This is a genomic window from Vibrio sp. ECSMB14106, from assembly GCF_000972265.1.
Classification (GTDB): Bacteria; Pseudomonadota; Gammaproteobacteria; order Enterobacterales; family Vibrionaceae; genus Vibrio; species Vibrio kanaloae.
Map to the genome: position 1 here is coordinate 1 of NZ_LAUM01000016.1, position 26823 is coordinate 26823.

Below are 26823 nucleotides of genomic sequence, written 5' to 3' on the forward strand. Positions count from 1 at the left end.
AACAAGTTCTCGGTCGTATCCCAATTGACACTTTCATCTTTGCAAGGACGAAGCGTACCTGTAGATGGAGTTTGAGCGATTTGTCGAGCTTTAGTTTTACCATTCCAAGTAAAGTTGTAGCGTTCTTCTGAATCGTCAATCTCTTCTCCTAACACTGCTCTTAGTGCTTCAAAGTCGATTTTTCCCTCAGAAAACACATCAGGGAAAAGCTGTTTTAGTTGGTCGATGTTTTGGTTAGTAATGTCTAAGCTTTTTGCTTCTGGACTACTGCCCGTGATTTTTTCCATTTCGCTCATTATTATAATTACCTATTTACAGTCGGGGATGATGCTAATCTGCTCTTCCACCTGAAATTTTCTTCAATCTTATGCGAATCAGCTCTTCTTATGCCAACTGAGAAGTGATTGCTGAAATCGCTTGTTTAACTTTTCTTGCTTGTACGTTGAGACGCATTTTCTCATTCATTTGCACCTCTTTCTTTAACTTGTTTCTAATATTGGTCAATTCAGCCTCAAGAGTAGCTAACTCTTTCAAGAGATGAGATTTTTCTTCATTACTCATCTCATTAAACGTTTCGTGTGAAATGGAATCATCAGAGTGATATACATTTTCCTCTTGTGATGAACCAAATTCACTTTTTGCTACGTTGCTGTTTCGGCGGCTTTTGGTTGAATATGAGCCTGAAATGTTACTCGCCTCCAATGCGAGTAACATTGAAATGAAATCTTGATACAGTTCGTAATAGTTGACGTTTGAAACATTTTTGAGCGTAAAGTCGTTCAAGAAATCTTTCTCATTGCGCTTCAAACCGACAACTGAAAACCATTGGCTATTGTAGTAATGTTCAATAACCAGTTTTGAACTATCAGACTGATTGATTCGCTTATCCGCTAGACTGATCGCTAACTGTCCATCTAGCTCAATCATTAATATAACGGGATAAGGGATTAAGGTATGAAATAGCTTCGCCGTGTTCTTTAACTTACCAAGATTTGAACCGTCAGCTTTTAAAGTGACTTTGAGTACCGCTACCTCGGTGTACTCAACCATTTCAGTAACATACGTAGGAATGTTCAACGTATCACGCTTAAGCGTGTTAACCCACTCTACTGATTGAACAACTTCATTGACCAACTTTTTGTCACTTGATGATAAATCGTTGTTCTCTAGGATCATCTTTTTGGTGATTCGAGTACCAAGATACGTTGAATCAGGCAAAGCTAAATGTTCATATACAACGTCAAACAGGGCTTCGCTGTTTGCATCAATTGAGTCAAAATCAATAACATTACTCATTGGTACGCCTCTACAGAATGACCATATAACTAACTACTTCAAAATCATTCACGTTTTGAGAGCTAGAAGCTGATAAAACAGTACCACCACGGCTAAACAGACTCGTTGCACCAATTTCTTCACTCTTTCCTGCGATGTTCTCTACCGCTTTGCTAAGAAGATTCTGGTAATGGTTCATCTTCATTCCCTTTTGAGTTCTCTTCTCAAACACCTGATATGCTTGAGAAGAATGTTCAATATCTTTGAACTCAGAGCCTAGTTTCTTGTATAGATCGAGTATCTGTTTTGACTGACTGAATGAAAGTAATACTTCCTCTTCGTCAGATACATAAACGAGGTAATAAGGCGCAAGTGAATAGCTCTCTTCTACCTGTACTTTGCCTTTAATGTCTTTCAGGCAGAAAATCCCCCCTGATTGAATTTCGTCTTTCAAACCTGAAAATTGACTTGATTCTGATTCAAATGAATCTTTACTGATAATGACAGGGGAAAACAAACCGTAAGGTGTTTGTTCTAAGGTTTCGGTATTACTTTTTGACTTGTCACTTAAGAAGCTTGATAAGTCCATTCTGAAATCATTCAATGTCAGATCGGTTATAGAAACCCCACCTGATATTTCTTCAAGATCCACAACAGCATTTTGCAGTTGTTCAAGCTGTTTTCTTCGGTACTCTAAATCGTTCATTCCTTTGTTGACTTTCGGATCTTGCTCTATGACGTTTTCTTCACCCGTAGCTGAAATATCGAGCAGTACCATCCGCCCACTTACTCTTGCTTCAAGGTTGATATATTCGTCTAGCTCCATATTGGGCCAGAAGTTAACAAGTTGAATGGTATCGTTGGTTGAACCTAAACGGTCTATTCGTCCGAATCGTTGAATGATACGAACGGGATTCCAGTGAATATCGTAGTTAATAAGATAATCACAATCCTGTAGGTTTTGACCTTCCGAGATACAGTCAGTAGCAATGAGAATGTCTACTTCTTCTTTAAAATCAGGATAGACCTTATCTCGCTCTTTAGAGCGTGGTGAGAAATGAGTCAACAAACTGTTCAGGTCAGTTTTGAACTTATTACCATCAGTACCACGTAAAGTCGTATCCGTTCGTTGCCCTGTAATAAGAGCTGAATGCAGCCCCAATTGCTTTGAAGCCCAATCAGACAAATTCTTGTATAGGTATTCTGCTGTATCAGCGAAAGCCGTAAAGATAATCACTTTCTTGTTATTACCATTAAACGGGTTTTGGCACTTATCAAGATAAGCCTGTTTTAGCATATCTAGCTTCGCATCTCGTACAGCGTCAATACTTTTCGAAACTCTAACAATTTCTTGAAGAAAAACTCTGTCTGCTTCAAGATCTTGAGCAAACCTCACTAGGTCTAAGTCTTGAATCCTTACTTTTGTTTTGTTGCCAATTAGGTAAGGTGCAAGCTCTGGTGATTCAAACTCAAGATCATCAATCTCTTCAATCGGTGGCGCAACAAACTCTTCTGTTAGATCACTTGTCAAAGTTGGTTTGATATTGGCGTTAAAGTTATGAATTTTTGATAGTAATCCTTCAACTTGAGCCAAAACCTTTTCTGACGTAAGAGCAAACGAGTGAATAGAACTTTCCATTCGTTTAAGTAAGTTAATACGAATAAGATGGATCAGACTCTCTTCACGATCCACTTGCTTGAATACACTCTTACCGCCCTTAACTTCTTGGTCATAGCGTCTAGCGTATTCGGCTTTCTTATCCATTCGCACGTATTTCATTGGTGAGTAAAACGCCAGTGAAAGCCTACGAATGGTCTTGTTCACTTCTTCCAATGGTGGAAACTGATCTTGTAGGTCGATTGATGATTTTAAGTTAATTGGTAAGAGTCGTGTCGGGAACTTACCAATATCTTCTGTACCATAATACTTCTCGATATGCTTACGAGAACGAGCTATTGTATAAATATCCAGTAGTTTAAAATAATCGAAGTTCATCGAGTCCAAAAGGTCTTTAGAAGTTCGTACATCTGGATCTTGTTCAGCCCAACGAGAAAAGCGTGATTGAGCTTGTCTTAACGTACTTTCGATGCTGTTAATACCGTGATCGATTAACGCTTGGTCATTCGCTTCTGTAATGAATGCGACTTGGTTTTTCATATCGTTCAAACGGTTATTTACGGGTGTAGCAGAAAGCATCAATACCTTCGTTTTAACCCCTGCTTGAATAATATCTTCTAGTAGGCGTTGGTAGCGGTTACGTCCATCTTTCTTTGGATTGTTGTTGCGGAAGTTGTGTGACTCATCGATCACAACGAGGTCATAGTTGCCCCAATTGATAGTCTCTAGATTGATATCACCTGAAAATCCGCTGTTTCGGCTCATATCAGTGTGATTCAACACATCGTAGTTGAAACGATCATTTGCTAATAAATTACGCTTATCGTTCTGAGTGTAGATAAGCCAGTTATCACGTAGCTTTTTAGGACAAAGTACAAGAACCTTGTCATTACGAAGTTCGTAGTATTTGATTACAGCTAGGGCTTCAAACGTCTTACCTAAACCAACACTATCAGCAATGATACAGCCGTTAAAATGCTCTAGCTTGTCGATTGCACCAAGTACACCATCACGTTGAAACTTATACAGTTTGTTCCAAACGATTGTGTCTTTAAAACCCGTTTTGGTTTTTAAGATACTCTCTTCTTGTAGATCGCCTACAAAGTCTTTAAAAATATTATATAACGTGATGAAGTAGATGAACTGAGGTGTATTATCTGCGGTAAGCTTTGAAAGTTCAGATTTTAATTGCTCTTTAGCATCAACTACTTGTCCTTTGCTTCTCCATACACGGTTAAAGAATCCAAGTAGCTCTTTAGCTTGATCAGAGTTAGCAAGACTTATCATATCAAAGCCATTTGTCTCAGTTAGACCAATGCCTTGCCCATTGAACTGAGCACCATTTATCGCTATTGAGTCCGAAGCTGACGAAACGTGCGTGATGTGTTGGTGAACTGCACCTGCTTGTTGCACCAATCTAACCGAAGCTTTCTCTTCCAACCAAAGAGAAAATTCCTTCGCAATCGCTTTTTGATTTAACTGATTTCTAAACTTGTTTTCTAACTCTGAACCATTGAGTGATCCGAATGGTGATGCTACATCTACCGAATCAAAGCCTTTTGCTTGCGAGAAGAGAATTCGAGCTGAATCGACTTTGCTCAAAGACTCTTTCAAATGGTCAAAAGCATAGATAGAGAAAAGCCCTGTCAATACAGAGAGCTTATCATTCATTTGAATCGTATCAGATAGCGTATCAGAAACTTTCGTTGTTACATTATCAATGAGCATAGTGATTAGATTTTCTCCGTGACTAAACCAGCAGCTTTCAGGCGGGTTGTTAGATTTCTCATCTTACTAAACTCTGTTCCATAGCTTGGTTTCAGACCTAGCTCTTCACAAAATTCTCTCGCTGTAATGTTGCTCAATTCATCGGCATACTTAATTGACTGCAAATGTAATTCAGCCATGAAGCCATTCCTTGGAGCTGAGGAAAGTGCTTGCTTGATTTTTTCTCTAATCACTTTGTCCATAATTTAATCAACCACATTCATATTATTTACGAGAGATTCTAGCAAAATTAGCTAAAATAGCTAATTGAAGATAGGGATCTTATGATCTTATTGTATTGAATAACTATGCGTACTAGCAGGAAGCTATAATCTGGTGTAGACAGCTAATAAAGGGGCATTTTTGAGTTGGAAAATGCCACGGGTAAAAATTCATCCGGTGAAGGTTTTGGACAGAAATGCGTTAGCAATTTTTCGTTTTAAGTAACTTATGGATTACTTCGTGCATAGAAAAGTCACCTAGCTAGCGCCACACCACTAATTATGAAAACATAACGAACTCACCAAAATTGAATCTAGCACTTGGATAACTAGGCTCAATGATTATTGAACGGGTGTAACAGCACAAAGCTACTTGGTAAGAATACTTCTAATGAAGGTCACACTGTTAGTAATTGAAAAGCACTAATGCCATGTTCCGTGTGTTAAGCTGATAATTCTACAGTTTATAGATGCTTACTTATAGAATGGGGATGATATGTTATTTAAAGCATTTAAGAATGCCAGACAACAAGTAATGTTAGACAAGTTAGAAGCAAGATGTGTCGAACTTGGTGTTATCAGATTTTCTTTGATTTTGGGTTGCCCTTGGTTTGAGGAGTCTTATCTTCCAAGTCGTTTCAATTTAATTAGAGACGATTTAGGATATGTAGTAGGAATCAATCCTAAGCCTATTAATGATAGAGATTATACTGATATTACTCATAGTGTTGTTACCTTTAACAATGAGCATGAAATATCACATCAAACGCACAAAGGTTGGGTGATTAGTAAGATATAATTACAACGTTCTTATTTATAAAAGTATATCAACAGGATAGAACTAAGTAGTTTATGAAACTACTTAGAGATAATTAAGATCCTGTAAATGATTCTACTTATTGTTTTCAGGGTGGGTTTTAATGGCTTTTATCATTACATACAAAGCAGCGCCGATAGCATATATAGGCCAAAATATACTAACTCCGAGAGCCTTTAAGACTCCATAACGTAATTGCGATAAAAGTATAATAACTGCCACGACCATATAAATATATATCACTATAAGCTTCCAGTGTAATTAATTAAAAAAGACCAAATAATTTCTTTTTCTTGGACTTTATATGCTTAACAAGCTTACTCGCTTCACTATCTCCTTTCTTCATTGCTTTTTCTGCATAATAAAGCGCTAGGTCATGGTTTTTTTCTGTACCAAAACCATTAAAATACATTAGTGCAGTTGTGTACAATGCATCAGGATAATTATTATCTGCTGCTAATTTTGAATAATGCAATGCCATTGCTTCATTTTTAGGAGTTCCCTTACCATCAAGTAAAAGTGCAGAATACCTAAATTGTGACTTCGCATCCCCTGACTTAGCAGCTCCTTCTAAGAAATGAGCTGATTTATTGAAGTCTTGTTTCACATTGAAAGGTGAAGTTACAAATCCTCCATATAAATGCCCTAGAAACGACTGTGCTAGTATATTTCCAGAATTTGCACTTTTTGTTAACCATTTTAAGGCATTGGTGGCATCCCCTCTATTTCCGTATTCGTATCCAGTCTCATACATACCAGCATCAATCCCATTTTTTGCAGATTGTTCATGCCAATAAAAAGCAGCATCTAAATCTTGTTTAGTACCAACACCCTTATAGAACATCTGGCCTAAATTGTATTGAGACTTACTGTGTCCTTGAGTAGCTGCCTGTTCGAAAAAAATAAAAGCATCATTAAATGCAGGAGGCTGCTTTTGGAAAGCCTCTACACCTTGTAAGTATATTTTTTCTAAATCCATGAAATACATCCATAAAACAATAATATTAGACGTGTCAACTAGCTTAGCCAGTATTTCCTTCATTTTGTCACTTGTCATCTTATGAGGTAAGAATATCACCTCTAACTAGGTGGCCAAATTCACCGTACCACTACAATACTGACACCAAATCAATAGACACTTTGTAGCATAAGAAAAAATAGGTCAAATAACCCAATATCGAAATGAGACACAGAGCAGATCTAGCTTAGAATGGGGCATTTTTGAGTTACCCGATTGCAGTATGTCGTCAGCGAAGGCAGCACATCATTTTTGTTTGCTTGCCTTTGTTATCAGCTGAAACTCCATACCAGTGCGTTTAGTGTTACGGGTTCTATAGCGCGTTGGATATTTATCAAAAAAGTCAGATAACTTCTTCAACCCGTAGTTTCGAGGGTCAAAATCTGGCTTCAGTCTCTTTAAGTACTTGCCTATTTCACCTAGTTTTGCCCAGCCCGATTCATCTCGATAGTTCTGCCAAGCTTGATGCATTAATCGCCATAATTCGCGTTCTGAGTCTTGATTAGAGCTTGGTTGTGCCTCCCCAAGATCAACATCAGCGTTTAAGTTCTCTATCGCTACAAAGTCATCACAAGCGTTTTTAAACGAAGTCGGAGTCATCGCTTTTCCTACACCGATGACGTGTATCTCCGACTCTCTTAATCTCGTAGCAAGACTTGTAAAGTCACTATCACTGGATATCAAAGCAAAAGCATCAAACCTTTGGCTGTACAAGAGATCCATTGCATCAATAATCATTAAAGAGTCTGTCGAGTTTTTTCCAGATGTATAGGCAAATTGCTGCTTAGCTTGAATCGCTAACTCATTCAAAGGCTGCTTCCAGTTTTTTAGTTGTTCAGCAGAAAAATCGCCATATGCACGTTTAACGATGATCTGCCCAAAACTAGAAAGCTCTTCAATAATCAGGTTTAGCTTTGAGTGTGGAGTGTTTTCTGAATCAATTAATACAGCGATTTTTCTGTTACCCATAATCCGTGCGTGACCATCCTTTATGTAGTTAGTTGCACTATCCAATTTTATTCCTTCCAAGGTTATTGTTCGCGCTCAAAAACAGTTACTAAGGTGCGACGCCCATTATCGTTAACAATAAGGTATGTGAATTTGGAAGTTGGATGCCCCCAAGCTTCTACATTGTCGGCAGTACCGTATTTTTTCGCTTTATGGGCCAAAACATTTGCAGGCAAATTTCGAATTCTCAACTCAGGATGTTTAAGTCGATTGACTAAACTCGCCCAGGGCTTTTTGGGATCTCCAGTGCTCAATCGCTCTTTATACTGTTCAACAGCGTGAGCGGTAACATAAACGGTCCCCATTGCTGGTGTTTCAACGGCATCATGCGTATTTGCATATTCCTGGCGATTTGCATCTAAGAGCACTGTTACACATGATTTTGGGTCGGCCATGAACTCACGACTTTGTGATACCTCTATTTGCACTCCAGCCATTCGGTTTTGAAGAAATGCTGCAAACTTTTGTGCATGTTTTTTCGTAGATTTACCACGGGCAAGCTTTTTGATTGCTCCCTTTGACACAACGAGTTTGTAGCCAGAACCAGAACCCGGCTCTCGACCCATTACTTTTTCTTCAAAGAGTAGGTATTGAATGGCTGATAATTCTGAAATCAAATCAGAATCTTCATGGGAAAAGTCGATTTTTACATCAAGAATTCCACTGCGTTTAGTGCCCACACGCCAGAATACTCGGCTCGTTTGGTCATCTAGTTTTTCAGAAAGAGTGGTTAGAATCATCATAGTCTTATCTCCGGTATTTAAGATCCCTTCCGGCATCGCCGTAAGGACCTCATTTAGTTAATATTCATACTTACTTTATCATGCTTTTTGAAAACGCAACCCCTCCCCTCCACTTTCACATGTGAAAGTCTAAGTAGAAATCCAGCTAGTACGCCCAACTGTCAAAATCTGTATGGGTGAGAATTTCACCGTCTTTGGCCGGACGAACATAAACACTTCCATAACCCCCTTCTGTTCCAATCGCGTAACACGCAATAGAAAATGCAATTTGAGGGTTAGGTATAGTGGCAACTATTTCTTCATTGATTGTTACGACAGAACAATGACCCGTGTACGAATCTGGCAACTCAGAAATTGCGGTTGCTGCATCGAGCGTTTCACTTCCATCCGATATCAGAATGCTCATATTTAGCTACCAAACTGTACTAAAATCCAAAGAAACTACCACCACCAGCAAGTCCTGCCGAATCGCCAACAACAGCAGCATAAATGGCAGCAGCTATTGCCGCAACGATGACAAACTTAACGATGGCAAAGCCAAAAGAGAACAGCCTCCATATTAAAAAGAACCCAATCACAGCAGCAATCCAGCGCCAATCAAAGGGTATATCACCTAAAGAACTATCAAGGGCTCTCTGAACTTCATATAGCCAGCCGTTTATCATATCCATAAGATCAATCTCCAGAGCATCATGCTCTTAGTGTACCGACATGACATTTTTTTAAGAGATGAGAACTTGCCCTTTTTTGTGCAAATTGAGGGACATGACAAAGAGCTACTTAGTAAAAGAGTGATCTGCTTTAGGATGGCAATCCTATTTGTGGTAAGTTGTGTTAAATAATCTACCACAATTCTATTTTGTGGTATCATTGATAACACAATTTACCAAAGGAGCACGACAATGGATATCTGGCACTATCCTCGTACACAGCTTGCTACGTTTATCCTTAACGGGATGGACAAAGGTCTTCTTCAACGTGTTTCAATCTTCGCTCCACGTAAGCGAGGAAAAACTCAATTCATTCAAAAAGATATCATTCCTATGGCTCGTGAACTTGGTGTCTTACCTATCTATGTAGATTTTTGGATGCAAAAAGACGACCCAGAAGGCATCTTCATTAAATCCGTCATTGATGCTTGTGAAAGGAATGAAGGATTTCTACATAAGCTTGGCAAAGCTCTCAACTTCAAAAAGTTAGGTTTTAGTGCAGCTGGTGGCAAAGTTGAAGTAGAGCGTTCTCAGGGAGAACTGAGAGCTGACTTGTTCGCTGTATTTCAACGCTTAAACGAGCTGGATATGCCTGTTTTACTGTTGCTTGACGAAGTTCAACATTTGGCTACTCGCAAAGAATTTGACTCGTTTACGGCAGCTCTACGCAGTTTTGTAGTGAACAGAGAGGATAACAACGTCAAATGCATCTTCACAGGTTCAAGTAGAGAGGGGTTAAGTCGCTTATTCAAAGACAACAAGGCTCCATTCTACAACTCCAGCCAAACCCAGATATTTGAAGAGCTGGATATGGATTTCGTTGAATTCGAGTTGGCCGCATTCAAAAATGTCACTGGTGGTGTCGAACTCGACAAACACAAAGCCCTAGAAATCTTAATCAAACAAAATCGCGCTCCCGCTCGGTTTGTTGAAATGTTAAAGAATATGGCCCTGAACATGGTTCATGACCTAGATATTGGTGTCCATCGTTATGACGTTGATCGTATCGAGTCAGAGGACCACTTTTCAAAAACATACGAACAACTGAAACCTATCGAAGTGGCGATCCTAAAGCTTGTTGCTGCCAATGAGTCAAAAGGTCTTTATACCAAAGCAGGACTAGACAAAGTAAAAGCTTTCACTGGCGACCCAGAAACAGACGTTACAAAATGGTCGGTGAAAAATGCAGTCACACGATTGAAGTCGCTTGAGCTAATTTACAGCCCAGAGCGTGGGAAGTTGGAAATTGAGAACCACGATTTTCGTGATTATATTCTTGAAAAATAAGTGCCTTTCGGCATGTTAAGACTATTAGCCCATGCTTCATGCGTGGGTTTTGTTTATGAGTTGTACTTCTATATTCTCAAACCCCATGTCTCTAACCTGATTTACCAGGATATCAAGCCTCCACACTCTCAAGTCACTGGTTCTTCCATGTCTAATTGCATACGCGATTCCTTTACCACTATCAATCCCAACCAAATGAAACTTGTTAGGATGCAGTTTAGATTCCTGCGCAATTAGTTTGGTCATTGTTCGAGTCTCCGCGAGACGGCGGAACTCACCTTCTTTTACTTGATGAAAAACGACTCCAGACATACATATCACCATTATGTTGACTACATATGCTCATTATGTCGATTTAAAGGGGGAAATCAAAGAGGTTTTATTGCTGGGGCACGATAAGTAATAAGCTGAGGTTCGAAGCAGAAACGCCATCAGCCAGGTCAGTGATGTAATTTTGCACAAACTTTAACTAATTGTCCAAAGTCTCAAACACATCCCCCAGCAATATAGCACAATTAGTTCAACTGACAATATTAGCCCCTACCAGTTGAAGCGTGTCAGTGAGGGAACCACCACTAGCATCAAGCCCTAAGCGGTCAACGGTTTCACTACTAACAAGAGCTTGTACAACATTGGCAAAGTCGCGTGAGCTTAATTGTTCAATACTAAGCTTTGTCTTACAGCTACTTTCCACTGCGGCCTTGTATTGAATGGTGTATTTCGCGTTAACTGGGGCCATAGAGTGCATCGCCATTAGATACGCATCAACTTCTGTTTTAGGGAAAACATCCGCTTGAGCTGAAAATGCAGTTAACGTCGCTAGCAGTAGTCCAATTTTCTTCATCATTCTTGTTCCTGTTACATTGTTCAAAGTGGCATTATTTACTCGACTGATTTTCAAGCTAAATATTACATTCAGTCAAGCACTTATCACTTTTCGAACATGGGTAGTAATTCCTGAACGCTTTTTTCACAAGCGGCTTGTCTACGGCCACTTTCGTAAAAGTAAGCCCATAGACTTTGTGGCATCCCCTCAAGAAACTCGATAGGAAAAGGATTAGGTGTTTTAGCCCAATAGTTTTGCTTCTGGTCAGAATAACCTTGTCGTTGCGCATCTTGCTGAAATAACGTGTACAACGCTTTTAGTTCATCATCATTATAGAAACAATGATAATTACCACCAACTAGTTGGTTAGTCCCTAGTTCTATCCATAGAGGATACCGGGAAGAACTACCGAAACAAATTAACTGATACTGTGGCTTCGATTGTCTTACCTCATCTTCACAAAGCTCTACTTTGCTGGTGGTAAATGTGTCTTTCCCTATTAAAAATGGATTGTATTGATACTGACTAGCCATTTTATCTCCTTGATATTCATATTCGCGCTGGGTTTGCCCGGTTCCGGCATCCACCTCGGCCAATAACTCGCCATCGAGGCCGTAAACATAGAGCACATCTACGCCACCAGCTGGCTTAACCCGCCTTATGTTCCAGCGAAGAACCTCATCACTTCCGCTGGGTAATGGAATAGGTGCCCACCCTTGTCGAAGAACAAGAACCAAATAGAAGCTGCCACACAGAGTACCCCCGCAAGAATCATTTCTATTGATGTTCTCGAATAAATAGTAAGCCTGCTCCTATTATCGAATTTAATCACCCTGTGTTTAAATAAAGCCACACACCCAACATATATACATCTTATCCCTGTAGGAAACGCAATAAACACAACGCCAACCGTCATAAATGTATATAAAAACATATCTACCCAGTTATTGATTTCCATAAGCTGTCCCCAAAGCCGCGCTAATAAATCGCCATCTAGGCCATAAAGATAGAGCACATCCACGCCACCAGCGTCACCCGCCTTATGTTCCAGCGAAGAACCTCATCACTTCCGCTGGGTAATGGAATAGGTGCCCACCTTTGTCGAAGAACAAGAACCAAATAGAGAACGCGATTGCAAAAACTCCCACACCTACAATCTCAAAAACATTCTTGCCAAGACGATAAATGTCTGTCCCTTTGTCATACTTGATTTTTTTATGCTTTATCACACCTGCGATACCCACATAAGTAAAATTTATTCCCAACGGAATAAGAACCACAATTACCCCTATGAAGTAGGCTGTATATAGGTAAAAATCTACCCAATTATTGATTTCCAAAAGCTGCTCCTCTTACCGCCCACCTCGCTTAGCGAAATACCCTAGCTTTTTCAGGCCAGGCAGATATTTTCTTTTAAACATCAGCGCTCCTGGAACAATGGATAATGCGTAGCAGACAAAAAAGTAGACGAAGTATATGTCGTCGGCTTTAACCATGTTACGAAATTCGCTTGTGAAATCTGCGCTCCAAAACAATGGCGATACAAGAAGTGCAGCAAAAAATAAGTATGCCGACCCTCCTCCTATCACCCTAACTACCTTTGCAGATCTTCCTGTCATAGAAAGGATACCGGCATAAGCAATAAATCCAGCGACAAACACCAGCGAGTACGTCAAAAAAAAGCGCGGTATTAAGCCAGATCATTTCCTGGCACCATTCTTTTTCTGTCTGATGAATTGGAATAGAGCTTGGATTCCACCAACTCCGCCCATGACAGCCCCTATAATAAAAAACGCCCAAAAAACCATTTCGTACTTAGATTCGTTCTCATATAGCTCAAATATCTGCGCAAGCCATTGCGCGATAAATCCTCCAATTGACCCAATCCCCACTCCTATAAGAAAGATGGGAACAACAAATATCAAAATGAATGTTGTAATGCTTCTATTTTTCATAGCTGAAACCCTTATGGTAGATTGGCAATCACATTACTTGCTACGTTCCCGGATGTAACACCCAGCGCGACCCATTAGGCCATAAAGATAGAGCACATCTACACCACCAGCAGGCTTAACCCGCTGGTGGGCCAGTCAGCTAAAGAGAAATCCGACACCAACACTTACCAATATCAAACTGCCGTTGGAACAATGCCAGAGCCTGAACCACACCATCAACTGCCTAAAAAAAATGTCATTACTTCCATTGGATAGAGAAATAAATTTCCGCCTTTAGCAAAAAACAAATACCAAACAGAAAAAATAGCGGAACCCCCCCCAGCAATACATACTTCAAGTACGTTTCTTGCAAAGAAATACTTGTAGTGCTTTCTTTCATATTTAGGTAGTCTCATTTTTATTAGGTTCTTCAATGTTAACCAAAGAAAAATAGCCCCTACAGGTAGGATAATCACCACCACCCCAAAAAAATAAATTGTGTATATAATAAAATCGAACCAACTATTGATTTCCATAAACAGTCCCCAAAGCCGCGCCAATAACTCGCCATCTAGGCCATAAAGATAGAGCACATCCACGCCACCAGCAGGCTTAACCCCGCTGGTGGGCCAGTCAGCCAAAGAAAAATCCGACACCAACACTTCCCAATAAAAGAAGAGAAAAAACAAACTGAAACAAGGTTATCTTGTTCCGGAGATAGTTATTTACAAGCAAAGGAATTGGTGTCACAACCAAAATAAACACGCCTGCTTTAGCTATCAGGGACATTATATCCCCAACTCCATTGTTAACCTCGTTAACATAGAGCAATGCACCAATAGCAAAGACAACAATCAAAGCTATCAGGCTATATGCACCAAATATCACAATCTTCTGAAAAAACTTTTCACTATTCACCTGAACACCCACATTTATCTTTTGATCCAAACGATGCCGCAATCCCACCAGTGACACCACCCGCTACAACACTTCCTGTTATTGCCCTGCCATCAGCATTGAAGACCTCTTGTGTTTTTTTGTGCTTATACAGGAACAATGTGTACCATCTGCGCTCTGTCACAGTAATGTATTTACTTGGGAACAAGGATTTACCTAAGACTTGTCCGGCCTTACCAGATAGCGCAGCTATTCCGCCAGCCATCCCCATACTTGAGTAGCTAAACTCATCTCCAACGAAATATTGCTCTGCAACATTACCCGCTAAAGCAATTAAGGCTCCGTCGATTACAGATGCTCCAGAGCTAATCGCACCAGCACCAGCACCTATAGCGATAGAAGCTAGATATTCAGCTCCTGAAATACTTCCACATTTATATTTTTCCCAGTAACTAAAAGCAGAAACCCCTCCACCAGCAATAAATCCCGCTAACTGTGGAACAAACTGCCCGGTGGGATCACTCCATACCAAAGGATTTCCACGCACATACCCATAGGTATCCATTCCATCGAACAAGCCAAGGCGGTCTGATTGCAGGTAACGCCCCAGAGACGGGTCATAGTACCGATGCCAGTTGTAGTGAAGCCCAGTCTCTGCGTCGTAATACTGGCCGGGGAAACGTAAGTTGAATTTGATTTGTTCTGTCGTGACAGTCGCTTTGCCGAACGGAGAGTAACTGGCTTTCCATACCGTGGCCCCTGTTTCATCGGTCAATGCTTGCGGCGTACCCAAATGATCGTTATGGACGTGATAAACAGTGCCATCCACCAGGTAAGCCACCAGCTGGCCGTCAAGCCAAACATATTCGCGCTGGGTTTGCCCGGTTCCGGCATCCACCTCAGCCAATAACTCGCCATCGAGGCCGTAAACATAAAGCACATCCACACCACCAGCGTAACCTGCCTTATGTTCCAGCGAAGAACCTCATCACTTCCGGAAGGTAATGTAAGAGGTGGCCACCTTTATCGAAGAACAGAAACCAAATAGAAGCTCCAATACAGAAAATACCTAAAAGAACTAGCTCTATAGATGTGTTTGCATACACTGACACATTGCTATCTTTTTTGAATTTCACAATCTTGTATTTAAATAGTGCAACAAGACCTACATAAAGGCATCTTATCCCTAATGGAATTGCTATAAGCAACCCACCTAAAGTCATGAATGTGTACAAAACAAAGTCAAGCCAATTATTGATTTCCAATTGTTGTTCCCCCAGCAGAACCTATAGCCGAACCATACGATTCGTAGTTAAAACTAACCCTTTTTTTCAAATCCACCCCGATTATGTCTCGTGGTCTCAAAATATTTTTGCCTAATATTCCCCCTCCAAAACCAACTGCTCCACCAAACGAGCCAAGAATTGCACTTCTTCCTACCTGATATAAATCAAGGCTCTTTTGATACCTTTGATCACAACCAGAAGACTTTTCAGTTAACTGAATATACATATTGCCAATAGCGCCTGATGATGCACCAAAAAATACAGCTCTCCTTAGAGTGCTTCCAAACCCTCCAAGTGTCCCCGTAGCACCAGCCACAAGAAGTCGCCCCGCATCAAACGAACCAGTTTGATATTGTCTGTATCCTTCAAAGCCTATGTTAACCATTGCCCCAATAATTTGCGGAACCCATAAACCAGTAGGATCGGTGTAAATAGCAGGATTATTCAATGCATAGGCATAGGTGTTAATCCCACCAGCCAGCCCTATTGGGTCACTGGTGATATACATCCCTGTATTCGGGTCATAGTAGCGATGCCAGTTGTAGTGAAGCCCAGTCTCAGCGTCGTAATATTGGCCGGGGAAACGTAAGTTGAACTTGATTTGTTCTGTCGTGACAGTCGCTTTGCCGAACGGAGAGTAACTGGCTTTCCATACCGTGGCTCCGGTCTCATCGGTCAATGCTTGCGGCGTACCCAAATGATCGTTATGGACGTGGTAGACGGTGCCATCGACTAGGTAAGCCACCAGCTGGCCGTCAAGCCAAACATATTCGCGCTGGGTTTGCCCGGTTCCGGCATCCACCTCAGCCAATAACTCGCCATCGAGGCCGTAAACATAAAGCACATCCACGCCACCAGCTGACTTCCTCACTCGTTGATGAGCACTGTTATAGTGATAGATTGATGTTTCGCCATTGACCGTAGCCTCAGTCAATCTATTGAAAGCATCATAGACAAAGACATCCGTTCCTCGGCCAATCGTGTTTCCGTTTGCATCATAGCTGTAGGTGATCGAGCCAATACTTGTTTTGGTTAGGCGATTGCTATTGAACACAATGCTGTACGAATCTTTCACGCCGTCGCGGTAGATAGCCGTCCGGTTGCCGTTGTAGTTGTAGGTGTACTCTCGGGTCCCGTAACCACCAGTAGCCTCAATCAAGCGGCTCAGCTTGTCGTAATTGAAAGTTTGGCTATAGCTACTATCCATTAAGTCTGTAATTGAATCGACATTGCTATTGGCCGTATAGAGATAACTGCGGTGCATTGCACCAGCAACCTGTACAGACTCCAATTGATAGTTCATGTCGTAATGGCGCTCTTCCCAAAGCCCATTTCCATGAGTCAGATCAGTTACAGGCCCAAAAGGTTTCCGTACCAAGTCAGAGACTAATGTTCTGCTGTTAACACCATTCTTCAATGTAACGCCAATGACCTCACCAGCTACATTTCGCTGATATACCGCTTTGCGGCCACTCGGGTACTCGATACTCACCAACTGCCCTGCACCATCATAGGTGTAATTGGTTAACAAGGTGCGGCCATCCACAATTAGTTCTTGGCTGGCTATCTCACCACTGGCTGTGTAACTGTATTTTGATACGCCAGAAGCGTCTGTAATGGAAGTAAGCTGCCCTACCCCATACAGCGCTTCTGGCTCATCGTAGCGGAATGTCACACTAGCATTAGGTTGACCATCCACAGTGATTGAAGAAAGGCGATTAAGCGCGTCGTAGTGATAAGTGAAAACCTGACCTTTGGCATCTGTTTTACCGATCAGGTTTCCAGCCTTGTCATAAGTGTAATGAGCCGTGCCTGTGTCTGGGCTTTGTACTGAGAGAACATCGCCATATCCGTTGTATGAATAGTAAGTTCTCCGCCCTCTTGGATCAGTGACTCTCGTTACTAAGGCATTATCGTTATACTGCATTGCAGTGGCGCGGTTAACAGGGTCAATTGATTGGAGCAGGTTGCTAAAACCATCATAGCGGTAGGCATAAGCATTTCCAGAAGGATCAACTTTGCCAGTCAGGTTGGCTGTCTTGTCATAGGAATAGGTATAAACATTGCCCGTTCCATTTGTTGTTGACGAAAGCCAACCATTCAAAGTGTAACTATGCAGTTGCTTCCAGTGAGCAATACCACTGTTATCTTTCAGCTCAACTTGCTCAATATTTCCTAGTAAATCTCGATTAATGCTTTGTCTATTTCCATTTGCATCAATCACGGCCATAAGCTGCTGAGCTGCATCGTACTCATAAGTGAAAGTGCTGTTGGTTGGTAAGGTGATAGATACCAAGAGTCCTGATTCATCGTAAGAGTACAATGTAGTTCCGTCTGGACCAGTAGAAGAAATCAATTGACCTAACGTGTTGTAGTTAAGCGAGTAGCTTACTCCATTGGCATCTGTGACGCTCTGAGCCCTTCCATGAGCATCGTAATTGTCAAATGACACTACGTGCCCAAGAGAGTTGATAACTCGGCTTAGGTTGGCTTGAGCGTCGTATTCAAAGCGCGTTACATCATCAACATCCACCCGAGGACCATCCACTGATTTCAGTTGTCCAGGAACACCGAGAGAGTCTGGATAATATTCAAATGTCCACTGCCTGACATCTGAGTTGGTTCGGTCAATCAATTTAAGCGTTAACAGCCGCTGGTGGTCGTCATAGGTAAATTCTTGGACCAAGTATGACGATGTAATTTTGGTTGGTTTTGGGAACTCTGAATGCCATTGTGTTGTGATCGTATCACCAGTCGAGCTTGTCCTCGAAATTTCAAGTCCTCTTTGGTCATATTGGTAAGAGAATGATTGGCCTTCTTCATTGATAATAGACTTCAACTCACCGTTGGCATCGTAGCCAAACGACTTCGTACCACCAGCAAAACCAGTACATGCAGCACCCTGTATACTGTCAGGCTTTAGTTTTCCGTTATAACGACTAAACAGATAATGTTGTTCGTGACCTAGAGCATTCGTTACCGTAACCGAGCCATCAGGGTTGTATGTAACACTTGTCCTATCAACACCACTGCTATGTTCGCTAAGAACAGCGCGACCCGAAGGATCATAAGACCACGTAGCAAATCTGCTTCCCTTTTCATCCGTAAGGCCAGTCAAAAGGCTTGGGTTTAAACTGTCTTCATAGTGGTAACGTCGCTGATTGGCATCCGGTTTATGCACTGCAACTAACAATTCATTCGAATAATCGTAAGAGAAGATTTGTCCAGCAGGGTCGATCATCTTTATGATCTTCCCTTGATCATAACTAAACCTTAAAGTCCGGCCAAAACTGTCAGAAACAGAGTCTAACTTACCGTTGGTATAATTCAGATCCAGCTCATTTCCCGATGGATGAACAATACGTATCAACTGACCATTACTATCATATAGTTCGACAACACCATCAGCTCTCTGATATCTCCAACCAGAATCTTTGTATAACCGATCATCACTTTTCCATGTTGTCATCCAAACCGCATTTGTCCGGTAGAATGCTAACTCTTTCCCATCTGGCCGATGCAAGACAACCATATTCTCTCCGTGACTTTCTTTGTCAAAAATCACTTTGTTTGAATAGTTGTGGCTCCATCCAATACCAACATCGCTTTGTTTACCACTCAACGCTAACTGGCTGTTGTAATGTCTTGTGAATACAAGAGGCTCCATACCAGCGCTTACATAATCGGTTTCTTGCTGATATTTATTACCAGTAGCTAGGTTGATAGGGTTTCCAACGCACAATTCTGTCTCTGGTTTACCAAGATCTCTATTGAGAAGTGGAGAATCAGTCATCTCCCCAGGAATTATGAATTTTGTCAGTGTAGTTCCAGAGAGAGCTCCAAAGTAACAAGTGTCAGGGTCATAACTACCTGGAGCATCACTACGATGCATACACAGCCATGAGATTAGTCTTCCATCACTATACGTTTCACTCGGGTATAGCTTTTCACTCACATAGCTGTGTGTGCTTGCGAGCTCGTTAATTCTATAGTCCCTTAAAAATTCATGCGCTTGCTCTGGGAGATCAAATCTCATTGCATCAATTTCTGAACTACCACTGGCATTGATACGCCACTGAGCAGAAACAGCACTAGGAACTATAAGTGCTAACAAACAAGCTCTTGCAATTAAGTTAGTATGAAAATGATCCACTGGTTTCTAAAGTCCATTAATTACCTTCTACACGGACTCTATTATCAACTTAATCAAAGAGATTAACTTCATGCTTAACTGCCCTATACGGGCGCATACAGACATGAAACAATGGCTAATATGGAAGCGGGTTTTAATTGAATCGCTCGACTTTGTTTTACTGCTCATAGCAGTGAAACGAAGTTGAGTGATCAGCGAAGCCGCATCAGCGGTGAACGCTACTGATCATATATAGATCCATAGGATCATAAGATCATGCAGCGTGTTAGGTAGCTTAATATCAGGAAATTTCCTAACTTTAAGCTTTGTTTCTGTAAGCTAAAGCTTAATATTAGGAAATTGAAGCTTAATATTAGGAAGTTCATCTCTATCACATAGCTTAATATTAGGAAACACACCTATATCTAAGCTTAAAATGAGGAAACGCCTTAATCCGTATATATAGCTTAATTTTAGGAAAAAGGCGTTAAGCAATAGCTTAATTTAAGGAATTGGATTACTTGGAGGACTTACCAGTACGAAGTTCGGAGAGCTCTGATGCCATGCCACCACCAAATGGGCCATGACTGGTTTGTTGGGCCAAGCGCTTCGATTCCTCAGATAGAAGGGAGTCATCTCTGTGTATCAATCCTGGCTCTTCTGAAAGACGCGATAACCGTCTTTTAACTGGTTTATCTGCTCCTGGCTTTTTCTCATTATCACTATCACCGTCTAATTGATCATTTCTAAGTTGGATAACGACTTCTTGATCAACGTGCAATAGTGAATTGTTACTCCAGTGCAGCCTTATCGGTTTTCTCCACTGCTGGTCAAAAGGCACATAGTTAGCTTTGATATGACGCAAACGAGTCTCTTGTACCGTTCCATCTTTCTTGTCTATCAACTGATCTAAATACAGATGAAGTTTTGACTTTGAGAGAGTGGAAGATAAACCAGAGCCAGAGACGCTGTTGATTATCTCCTTTCCTCTGCTCACATCTTTTGTCGGATGGTGAACAACAAGAACCGCGACATTCGCTTCATTGGCAAGCCTCTCCAAAGCAATTCTGATGTAATAGTCATCATCTACTACGTCAGCTGAGCCAATTGCATCACGCAATGTATCTATAACTACCAAGTCGTACCCTTTGGCCGTGGCAATAAGTTTTTCCAGTGCACTGGATGCTTCTTCCCACTCTTTAGTATGTTTAGATGAGCCTGAACTACAAATTGGATCAGAATGCTTGTATATCCCAATGCTCGATTTTAATCGGTCTTTGATGCTGGTGGAGAACTCAGTCAAATGTGCTTTGATACGCGGAAGTGTTCCGGGCAAGGAATCTTCGATCGGCCATATCAAAGTTCTAAGCACTTTGTTTTCCTCATCCCGTACACCAATTAATGGGTACTCTGGCAAAGCCATCTCATAAGCTATTGATAAAGACAAATAGCTCTTACCAGAATCAGGTGGAGCGATCAGAAATCCGACACTGCCTCGAAACAAACCTTTCAAAATCTGTTCTTTGTTGGAATTGGCTAAACTTTCATTAATGTCTTCTTCGCTTAGAGCGATAACATCCTCATTGTGGAGTGTTGTTGTCATGTCGTTACCTCTTCTTTCTCTTCATCGCCCAGGTACAACAGCATAATATCTTGCTTACCATCGTCACGTACTTTCTCTTGGAGTAGCAATCGGAAATCTCGCAATAACACATCCTTTTTCAAAATGACTTCGGCCATAGTGTTATTGATATGGCGACTCAGATGCTGTTTAGACACTCTAACCTTGTTGGCATAGTAATCTTTAATAAGGTGACTCAGATACTTACCATGTACATATTCACGCTTATGAGCATCAATATATTTACAGAAGTCAGTAACAGCATGTTTGCCCGTTAGCTGCGGGTAGACTTTTAAAAAACGTTTCCGGCTAATAGCTCCCTCTTGTCGCAAAGACGCAGTGAAAGTCTTATGCACTCCAACTATGAAGTGAGTGATCGTATCTGCCCTGATAGATCCTTTATTTTTAATCCCATCCAGAACCAGCAATGGAATGTAGTTGCTGTCCACCAGCTTCATTCGCGTGTGGTAGTGAGGTAGCGTTTCACCATCCTTCTCGTAATCCAAGACCAGTAACATTTGTGATAGCCTTTGAAGTCTTGTCATTACTGTGTTCTTGTTGGCCTTTTGATTTTTCAGGTTCAAGAACTCAAACAGTGTTGTGAAGTCACAAAGGAAGTAGTCGTATACCCCACTAAACATTTTTGTATCGAGAAGGTTGTGGTATTGGTGTGACAACTTATCCAGTTCGACATTAATCTGCGCGAGCTCAATAGCCTGGCGAAGCGTTAAGCCAGATAGGTCTACGTACATCCCCCCTACACTAACGATCCCTTCCAGTAGATGTCTGTCATCGGCCAAGCAGACAGCACTGTATACGTCGATTCTAACGGCATCGAATTCACGTTTATTAGTCCCCTTCTTCCAGTATGGCTTTGACAAGCTGGTGGATAGAAGAGGCTTTTGTGCCAGTAGCTGTTGCTCAAGTTCAGCCTTGTTACCACTGATCCTTGTAATTAAGTCTCGCGGAATTCTACCTGGCAAAAAGATGCAATCCATTAACGTAGTAGTCGATGGCCTGCTGCCAAATGCCTCGTTGACTATCTCAGCAGGGAAATACCCTTCTAAATTGTCTGTGTTACTACTCATTTTTTAATACCGTAATGTTTTTTTGAAGCATACCACATACCTTAAAAAGAGGAAAACAAGCCAAATAGATGTGATTTATACCTTAAAAAAGGACAATAGAACGCTTTACATTTCACGTTATAGCTTAATTTTAGGAAATGTTCGACCATACCTTAATTTTAGGAAAAGCCAGATCACGCTCTTAGGCATTGCTACATAAGACTTTCACATGTGAAAGTGGGCTAAGCGTGTTTCTGGGTCACGGTTGCATTTTTTAATTCCATGATATTATGGAAGTGTAAGTTGAATTGAATGAGGGCTTGACGGTGATGCCGAGATAGCTTTCCAGAGTCAATTAAGGAGACGAAAAATGAGACACATACTTAACCTAGTTGCTTTAGCAGTGATTCTTCTTGGCGTTGCTATGATTGAAACTAACGATAATCAATGGGGTTTGGCTGTAATCAGCGTAGCGGTTGTTTTCTGGTTGATGCCTCTGCTTAGGCTTGTTCATAAAAATGCAGTAGTAATGGTCGTCTTTTGGTCTGGCGTAGCTTACTTTTCATGGCAGGTTGCCGTAGTTGCTCTTTTGGCGTTTGTTGTTTTTTCGGCCACAGCTTCAATCAAGCGCGTTCCAAATACTCCTGCTATTAAAAAGCAACGGTTTATAGTTAATCCTTCTTCTGGTCTGGTGATGAAGAACAAACACTTTGATATCGCTGGCAATGGATTTGCCATTCTCTAGGAGCCATCCTTGCCTCCTAGAGCCCTTAGCAATCTACTTCCACTGAGCCGAGATTGGCAATCTCAATTCTCGTATGACTTTTCCCGTTTGCACTAACAGCTGATATGAGTATATGAGCTGACAATTCAGCTGACTCGTCCATAGTTAAGCCTTGCTCAATACAACTCTGAATGAACATTTCCGCAAGCTCTTTCTTTTTAGGGTCCATTCTATTTGTTCTCCGTGATAGTAATTGCCATAGTTAGATGCTGATTTTCGCTCTCTGGCGCACCTTTTTTAAAAGGAATGATATAGCCGGATTCTGGAAAACCTTCGGCTACCGTGTAAACAGTATCGCTCCCCCTCTTCTGTTGGCTTTTGGGCAAATAAAGCTAAAGCTTGCCCTTGATGCTCTTCGTTTAGTAGCCAGAAGGATTGGTTTTCATGTGTGTGTAGCTCTCCATTTGGATGACGCACAAGATATTGTTCAGAGCCATATGCGTCACGCTTCTCTCGTACTTGAACGATATAACCAACAGCATGGTCGAAATCATACTCACTACACATATGTACGACAGGCCCTTTGCTGAACCTGTCGAACATCCTGGTTATTGCACCAACGGCTTAGTCCTGCTTTATCACATTGCTCTGGCATTCTTGCTATCCCAGATTTTTTTGATGTTGCAGAGTATTGAAACGCAACTTGCTTTTAACCAAGCAAAATGTGGCACCTAAGATGGTGCTTGCGGCTAAATAAGCAACGGAGATAAGCGTGATGCGATCCCAATCTAAAGGTGAAGTAGAACCAGTAAAATGGGTTACAGCAGCAAACTCCAGAGCCAGGACTAAAATACAAAGCATGGATACAACCAGTGTGCTTGGTGTGTTTGAAGGTTTGTTCATAATGTACTCTCCAGTAATCACGAGTTTATTTAACACTTCGACCGACACAGGCCAAAGCAGGATTCATCCAAAAGCCAGCAAACGAGCTAAACAACTCAGCTTGTGTTCGCACGTACTCTAAAATTAAGTCACATGCAACCCAACGTCGCCCCGCTCTCTCCGCTGCCAGTCCGGTTTTATTGCTACCAGAAAAGAGATCAACCACCAGCTCATCTTCATTGGTTAGGAACTCAATAGCGAATGATGGAATGTCTGTAGGAAACATTGCAGGGTGTGGTGGTAAACCCAATTCCTTGGCTATCTTCCTTACTGCTGATGTATCAGCACAACGATGACCTCGTTGGATTATGTTTTTAGGGATCTTGCCTTGCGTTTTATTGGAAAAGGCATTCCCTCTTAATCGGTAAGCACCATCACCGTAAGTAGCGATACGACTATCGCCCCCTTGTTCGAGTAATTTCTTATGTTGCTCAGTGTGCTCTACCAAAACTCTTCGGTTATCAGAGCGAACTCGGTCTGGATCGTTCGTAAACCAGTAAACAGGTTCCCACGCGGAACAAAGCTGCATACGGTTAACGCAAGCCCATTGGGTTGGAGCTGGTGGCTTGGATGTGTTTATCCAGGGCCAACGGTCCATTAATGAAAGCCCTAATCGATCATTTAGAGCTAAGACCATACGTTCAAGGTAAGTTGAACGCGAAGGGCGTTTACTTTCAAAAATGTCGTTACTCACGTTGAGTACCACAGAACCCCCTGGCACCAAGTTTTCTACAATTGGTTCCAAAGACTCGGTGATAAAGTCCACCCATGCCTGTTCACTAACATTCCCATACCCGCGCTCGATTTTTAAAGGATACGGAGGGGATGTCACACAAAGGTGGATCGGTTCTCCAAGCTCTGTGAATACCTTTTTGCTATTTCCCCAAATAGCGATGCCTAGATTTGTTGAATATGCGACAAGCTTTACTTCGCCCATTGCTTCATGAAGCCCTTTTTTATTTTTGTTTGCCAGCTTCTATACGCCACGCTCACCGTCCACTTTTTGGATGATATTCATGGACTTTAATGTTTGCTGAAACCAACGAATTTTTCTTTTGATAGGGCTGTGTTGTGCCTTGGCTTTGCCGATTTCGGCTTTAGTATTGATTTCAGCCTCTGATAGCCCGGCTATACTTGCTACCTTCGCATATAGCTCGGCATTGGTCATTGGACCATCAGCTTGTGCATAAGCTTCTTCCACATGGAAAAGCTCCAGCTGCCCCTGCATGTTTGGTTTCATTTATGCTCCAGACCAATATTAATAATTCATAGAATCATTTTATAGTTCTTTAAATGAAATGGCAATATCTAAATCCTGTAGAGATGTCGGTATATCTCTTCGATGGAATTGAACTAATTGGATAATGGGAGCTCTTTAAAGTGATTCATTGTTGAGTTTATGGCGACTTAGCTAGGGTAACGTTTTGTAAAATATGAGATTCCTGCCAACTTATGCCACAGACTTTCACATGTGAAAGTGCGAGTTGGATCTTCTTTATCTATAATGAGATCCTTGCGATGTTCTGACAGAACATTTTATGTTCATTGATAAGATCTACTATATTAACTATTACTTATCGTGAACCTTTGAAAGCAACTTATTTATTGGGTAAATATTAGTGTTTAAATTAAATACACTGCACGAAGCTGTGCCTGGCGTGGATCTAGATAGCCTGCCAGACATTAAAGCAGTAATAGGCCAAGCAGAACCGCTTGAAGCAAGTATGATGACGGTAATTGCATATCGTGAAATGCATAACGCCAACATTTTGATCCTTAGCGAGCGAGAGCGATTTTTTTTGAGTATGTCTTTGATGAAATGCTTTGTGGAGAAAGGGCTTCTATCGTCAGGTGATATGATGAAGTACCGACTTTCACATGTGAAAGTCGGCTGAGGATTTAGTGGATTTGTGTCGGTTGCTGGCACATTGGACAAACGTTACCGCGATAGTTAGGCAATACCAACACTCTACTTGCCACGTTAACTAAGATTTTGTAGAGCAACATTCTCGCCGTTACCAAACCAACTGCAAAACACCCACCGTAACCAACAACTCTATTTTGAGCAGCTTTTAAGTACTCTTGCCCTATGAGTTCTTCTGCTTTCTCGTAGTTTGTAAGTTCGGCCATAGTTGTTAGATAGACACCTCTAATCTCTTGGGCAAGGAATGCCGCAACACAAAAGATAATGATGGTACACAGTATTCTTACATGGGTTAAGCGGGATATCCCCGCTTTAAACTCATAGTAGATATTGAATACAAGGGAGAACATAAGAGCAAAAAGTAGTGGCTCTGGAAGCGTCAGCTGGTGGAGGTATATCCGGATCAGGCTGATATAGACAAAAATACCAAATACATTCAAAGCCAATGTGCTTACATCCCTACCCAGTTGGTTGTTAATGGATAGTTTCACTTTTTACGTCTCCATTCCCAAGGTGGCATTCTTTCTGCTTCCGGCAATGCCCATAAGCCTACCCCATTCTGTTTTGCCTCTTGCTCGTAAGAGAACAGTTCAGTGCTTTTTGCATACCGCCTGTATACCCATGCGTTACCCGTTTTTACCAGTTGTCCGTTTACCCACAAATCATCGACGTAGATATGACCAACAATGCGGCCATAACGATCAACGTCGGTTTGTTCTACACGAACGACTTTCCCACCCACTATAGAAAGAAGGGCTTGTTTTGCTTTCTTTCCCCAGGGTTGTTTCGACTCGGGTGTGTCGATTTCTGCAAGTCTAATACGGTGTTCTTTTTTACCATCGGTACACTGAAAGGTGCCAGTGCATGAGGCATCTGTGAGGACTTTTATAGTGTCACCATCGCTGACTCGTACCACCTTCCCATAAAAGGTTTCAGCCATAATTGGTGCATTAAAAACGAAGTAGAGAAGGGTGGTAGTTAGAATTTTTTTAAGCATGATTAATTC

At 41.4% G+C, this 26823-nt stretch carries 28 protein-coding genes and 1 pseudogene; 4 read left to right on the plus strand and 25 right to left on the minus strand.

Annotated elements, in window-relative coordinates:
* The 4 genes and pseudogenes from WR49_RS12490 to WR49_RS12505 form a co-directional block, all read right to left on the minus strand.
* A pseudogene (locus WR49_RS12490) lies at positions 1-287 on the minus strand (site-specific DNA-methyltransferase); the annotation flags it as partial.
* A 97-nt stretch (positions 288-384) separates the two neighbouring features.
* Positions 385-1296, minus strand: a complete 912-nt coding sequence (locus WR49_RS12495; protein ID WP_046224231.1) for a DUF4391 domain-containing protein — start codon at positions 1294-1296, stop codon at positions 385-387.
* Between the two features lie 10 nt (positions 1297-1306).
* Positions 1307-4621, minus strand: a complete 3315-nt coding sequence (locus WR49_RS12500) for a helicase-related protein (protein WP_046224232.1) — start codon at positions 4619-4621, stop codon at positions 1307-1309.
* A gap of 5 nt (positions 4622-4626) precedes the next feature.
* The gene (locus WR49_RS12505) at positions 4627-4863 is read right to left on the minus strand and encodes an HTH-like domain-containing protein (RefSeq protein WP_197078534.1); all 237 of its coding nucleotides are present in this window, start codon (positions 4861-4863) and stop codon (positions 4627-4629) included.
* A 514-nt stretch (positions 4864-5377) separates the two neighbouring features.
* On the opposite strand from WR49_RS12505, the gene WR49_RS12510 reads away from it, so the two are divergent.
* Entirely contained in the window at positions 5378-5680 is a 303-nt protein-coding gene (locus tag WR49_RS12510; protein WP_014386665.1) for a hypothetical protein, read from the plus strand.
* A 283-nt stretch (positions 5681-5963) separates the two neighbouring features.
* On the opposite strand, the gene WR49_RS12515 is transcribed toward WR49_RS12510, so the two are convergent.
* The 5 genes from WR49_RS12515 to WR49_RS12535 all read right to left on the minus strand — a co-directional run bounded on the left by WR49_RS12515 (position 5964) and on the right by WR49_RS12535 (position 9138).
* Positions 5964-6677, minus strand: coding sequence for a tetratricopeptide repeat protein (locus tag WR49_RS12515; protein ID WP_165862957.1), 714 nt, complete (start codon positions 6675-6677; stop codon positions 5964-5966).
* A gap of 285 nt (positions 6678-6962) precedes the next feature.
* Positions 6963-7685, minus strand: a complete 723-nt coding sequence (locus WR49_RS12520; protein ID WP_041154780.1) for an NYN domain-containing protein — start codon at positions 7683-7685, stop codon at positions 6963-6965.
* Positions 7686-7747: 62 nt separating this feature from the next.
* Positions 7748-8467 (minus strand): hypothetical protein, encoded by a 720-nt coding sequence (locus WR49_RS12525; RefSeq protein WP_032073007.1) that lies wholly within the window; start codon positions 8465-8467, stop codon positions 7748-7750.
* Positions 8468-8612: 145 nt separating this feature from the next.
* A complete protein-coding gene (locus WR49_RS12530) occupies positions 8613-8873 on the minus strand; it encodes a hypothetical protein (protein WP_046224235.1) in 261 nt (86 codons plus the stop codon).
* A gap of 19 nt (positions 8874-8892) precedes the next feature.
* The gene (locus tag WR49_RS12535; RefSeq protein ID WP_046224236.1) at positions 8893-9138 is read right to left on the minus strand and encodes a hypothetical protein; all 246 of its coding nucleotides are present in this window, start codon (positions 9136-9138) and stop codon (positions 8893-8895) included.
* A 231-nt stretch (positions 9139-9369) separates the two neighbouring features.
* Between WR49_RS12535 and WR49_RS12540 the strand changes: the two genes are divergently transcribed.
* A complete protein-coding gene (locus tag WR49_RS12540; RefSeq protein ID WP_046224237.1) occupies positions 9370-10464 on the plus strand; it encodes a hypothetical protein in 1095 nt (364 codons plus the stop codon).
* Positions 10465-10500: 36 nt separating this feature from the next.
* Here WR49_RS12540 and WR49_RS12545 read toward each other — a convergent pair whose 3' ends face one another.
* The 11 genes from WR49_RS12545 to WR49_RS12610 form a co-directional block, all read right to left on the minus strand.
* The gene (locus WR49_RS12545) at positions 10501-10776 is read right to left on the minus strand and encodes a hypothetical protein (protein ID WP_014386655.1); all 276 of its coding nucleotides are present in this window, start codon (positions 10774-10776) and stop codon (positions 10501-10503) included.
* 208 nt (positions 10777-10984) lie between these two features.
* Positions 10985-11311 (minus strand): hypothetical protein, encoded by a 327-nt coding sequence (locus tag WR49_RS12550; RefSeq protein ID WP_226977600.1) that lies wholly within the window; start codon positions 11309-11311, stop codon positions 10985-10987.
* A gap of 83 nt (positions 11312-11394) precedes the next feature.
* Positions 11395-12027 carry a hypothetical protein gene (locus WR49_RS12555; protein ID WP_128740502.1) on the minus strand — a complete coding sequence of 211 codons (633 nt, stop codon included), beginning with the start codon at positions 12025-12027 and terminating at the stop codon, positions 11395-11397.
* A 303-nt stretch (positions 12028-12330) separates the two neighbouring features.
* Complete coding sequence (locus WR49_RS12565; protein ID WP_046224239.1) at positions 12331-12630, minus strand: hypothetical protein; 300 nt, start codon at positions 12628-12630, stop codon at positions 12331-12333.
* Between the two features lie 360 nt (positions 12631-12990).
* Positions 12991-13245: a hypothetical protein gene (locus WR49_RS12575; RefSeq protein ID WP_046224241.1), complete on the minus strand. Its 255-nt coding sequence runs from the start codon at positions 13243-13245 to the stop codon at positions 12991-12993.
* 215 nt (positions 13246-13460) lie between these two features.
* Positions 13461-13880, minus strand: a complete 420-nt coding sequence (locus WR49_RS12580) for a hypothetical protein (RefSeq protein ID WP_342749707.1) — start codon at positions 13878-13880, stop codon at positions 13461-13463.
* Positions 13858-14142, minus strand: a complete 285-nt coding sequence (locus WR49_RS12585; protein ID WP_104975143.1) for a hypothetical protein — start codon at positions 14140-14142, stop codon at positions 13858-13860. Before WR49_RS12585 ends, WR49_RS12580 begins: the two co-directional genes overlap by 23 nt.
* Positions 14135-14962 (minus strand): RHS repeat-associated core domain-containing protein, encoded by an 828-nt coding sequence (locus WR49_RS12590; protein ID WP_231574709.1) that lies wholly within the window; start codon positions 14960-14962, stop codon positions 14135-14137. Before WR49_RS12590 ends, WR49_RS12585 begins: the two co-directional genes overlap by 8 nt.
* Before the next feature lie 410 nt (positions 14963-15372).
* A complete protein-coding gene (locus WR49_RS12600; protein ID WP_052715034.1) occupies positions 15373-19521 on the minus strand; it encodes an RHS repeat-associated core domain-containing protein in 4149 nt (1382 codons plus the stop codon).
* Positions 19522-20056: 535 nt separating this feature from the next.
* Positions 20057-21142, minus strand: a complete 1086-nt coding sequence (locus tag WR49_RS12605; protein ID WP_046224244.1) for an AAA family ATPase — start codon at positions 21140-21142, stop codon at positions 20057-20059.
* Entirely contained in the window at positions 21139-22248 is a 1110-nt protein-coding gene (locus WR49_RS12610) for a hypothetical protein (RefSeq protein ID WP_046224245.1), read from the minus strand. The genes WR49_RS12605 and WR49_RS12610 overlap by 4 nt, the downstream gene beginning before the upstream one ends.
* 349 nt (positions 22249-22597) lie before the next feature.
* Between WR49_RS12610 and WR49_RS12615 the strand changes: the two genes are divergently transcribed.
* Positions 22598-22972 (plus strand): hypothetical protein, encoded by a 375-nt coding sequence (locus WR49_RS12615; protein WP_052715035.1) that lies wholly within the window; start codon positions 22598-22600, stop codon positions 22970-22972.
* A 639-nt stretch (positions 22973-23611) separates the two neighbouring features.
* Here WR49_RS12615 and WR49_RS12630 read toward each other — a convergent pair.
* The 3 genes from WR49_RS12630 to WR49_RS21635 are packed head-to-tail and all read right to left on the minus strand — an operon-like array spanning position 23612 to position 25133.
* A complete protein-coding gene (locus tag WR49_RS12630; RefSeq protein WP_014386860.1) occupies positions 23612-23854 on the minus strand; it encodes a hypothetical protein in 243 nt (80 codons plus the stop codon).
* A gap of 25 nt (positions 23855-23879) precedes the next feature.
* The gene (locus tag WR49_RS12635; protein WP_046224247.1) at positions 23880-24830 is read right to left on the minus strand and encodes a DNA-methyltransferase; all 951 of its coding nucleotides are present in this window, start codon (positions 24828-24830) and stop codon (positions 23880-23882) included.
* A 39-nt stretch (positions 24831-24869) separates the two neighbouring features.
* Positions 24870-25133 (minus strand): hypothetical protein, encoded by a 264-nt coding sequence (locus WR49_RS21635; RefSeq protein ID WP_226977602.1) that lies wholly within the window; start codon positions 25131-25133, stop codon positions 24870-24872.
* Positions 25134-25512: 379 nt separating this feature from the next.
* Here WR49_RS21635 and WR49_RS12645 point away from each other — a divergent pair, with 379 nt between their 5' ends.
* Positions 25513-25788 (plus strand): hypothetical protein, encoded by a 276-nt coding sequence (locus tag WR49_RS12645; protein ID WP_014386858.1) that lies wholly within the window; start codon positions 25513-25515, stop codon positions 25786-25788.
* Between the two features lie 4 nt (positions 25789-25792).
* On the opposite strand, the gene WR49_RS12650 is transcribed toward WR49_RS12645, so the two are convergent.
* Together WR49_RS12650 and WR49_RS12655 are read right to left on the minus strand one after the other, a co-directional pair.
* Entirely contained in the window at positions 25793-26308 is a 516-nt protein-coding gene (locus WR49_RS12650) for a hypothetical protein (RefSeq protein ID WP_046224248.1), read from the minus strand.
* Complete coding sequence (locus WR49_RS12655; RefSeq protein ID WP_231574710.1) at positions 26305-26757, minus strand: thermonuclease family protein; 453 nt, start codon at positions 26755-26757, stop codon at positions 26305-26307. Before WR49_RS12655 ends, WR49_RS12650 begins: the two co-directional genes overlap by 4 nt.
* Positions 26758-26823: the final 66 nt, after the last annotated feature.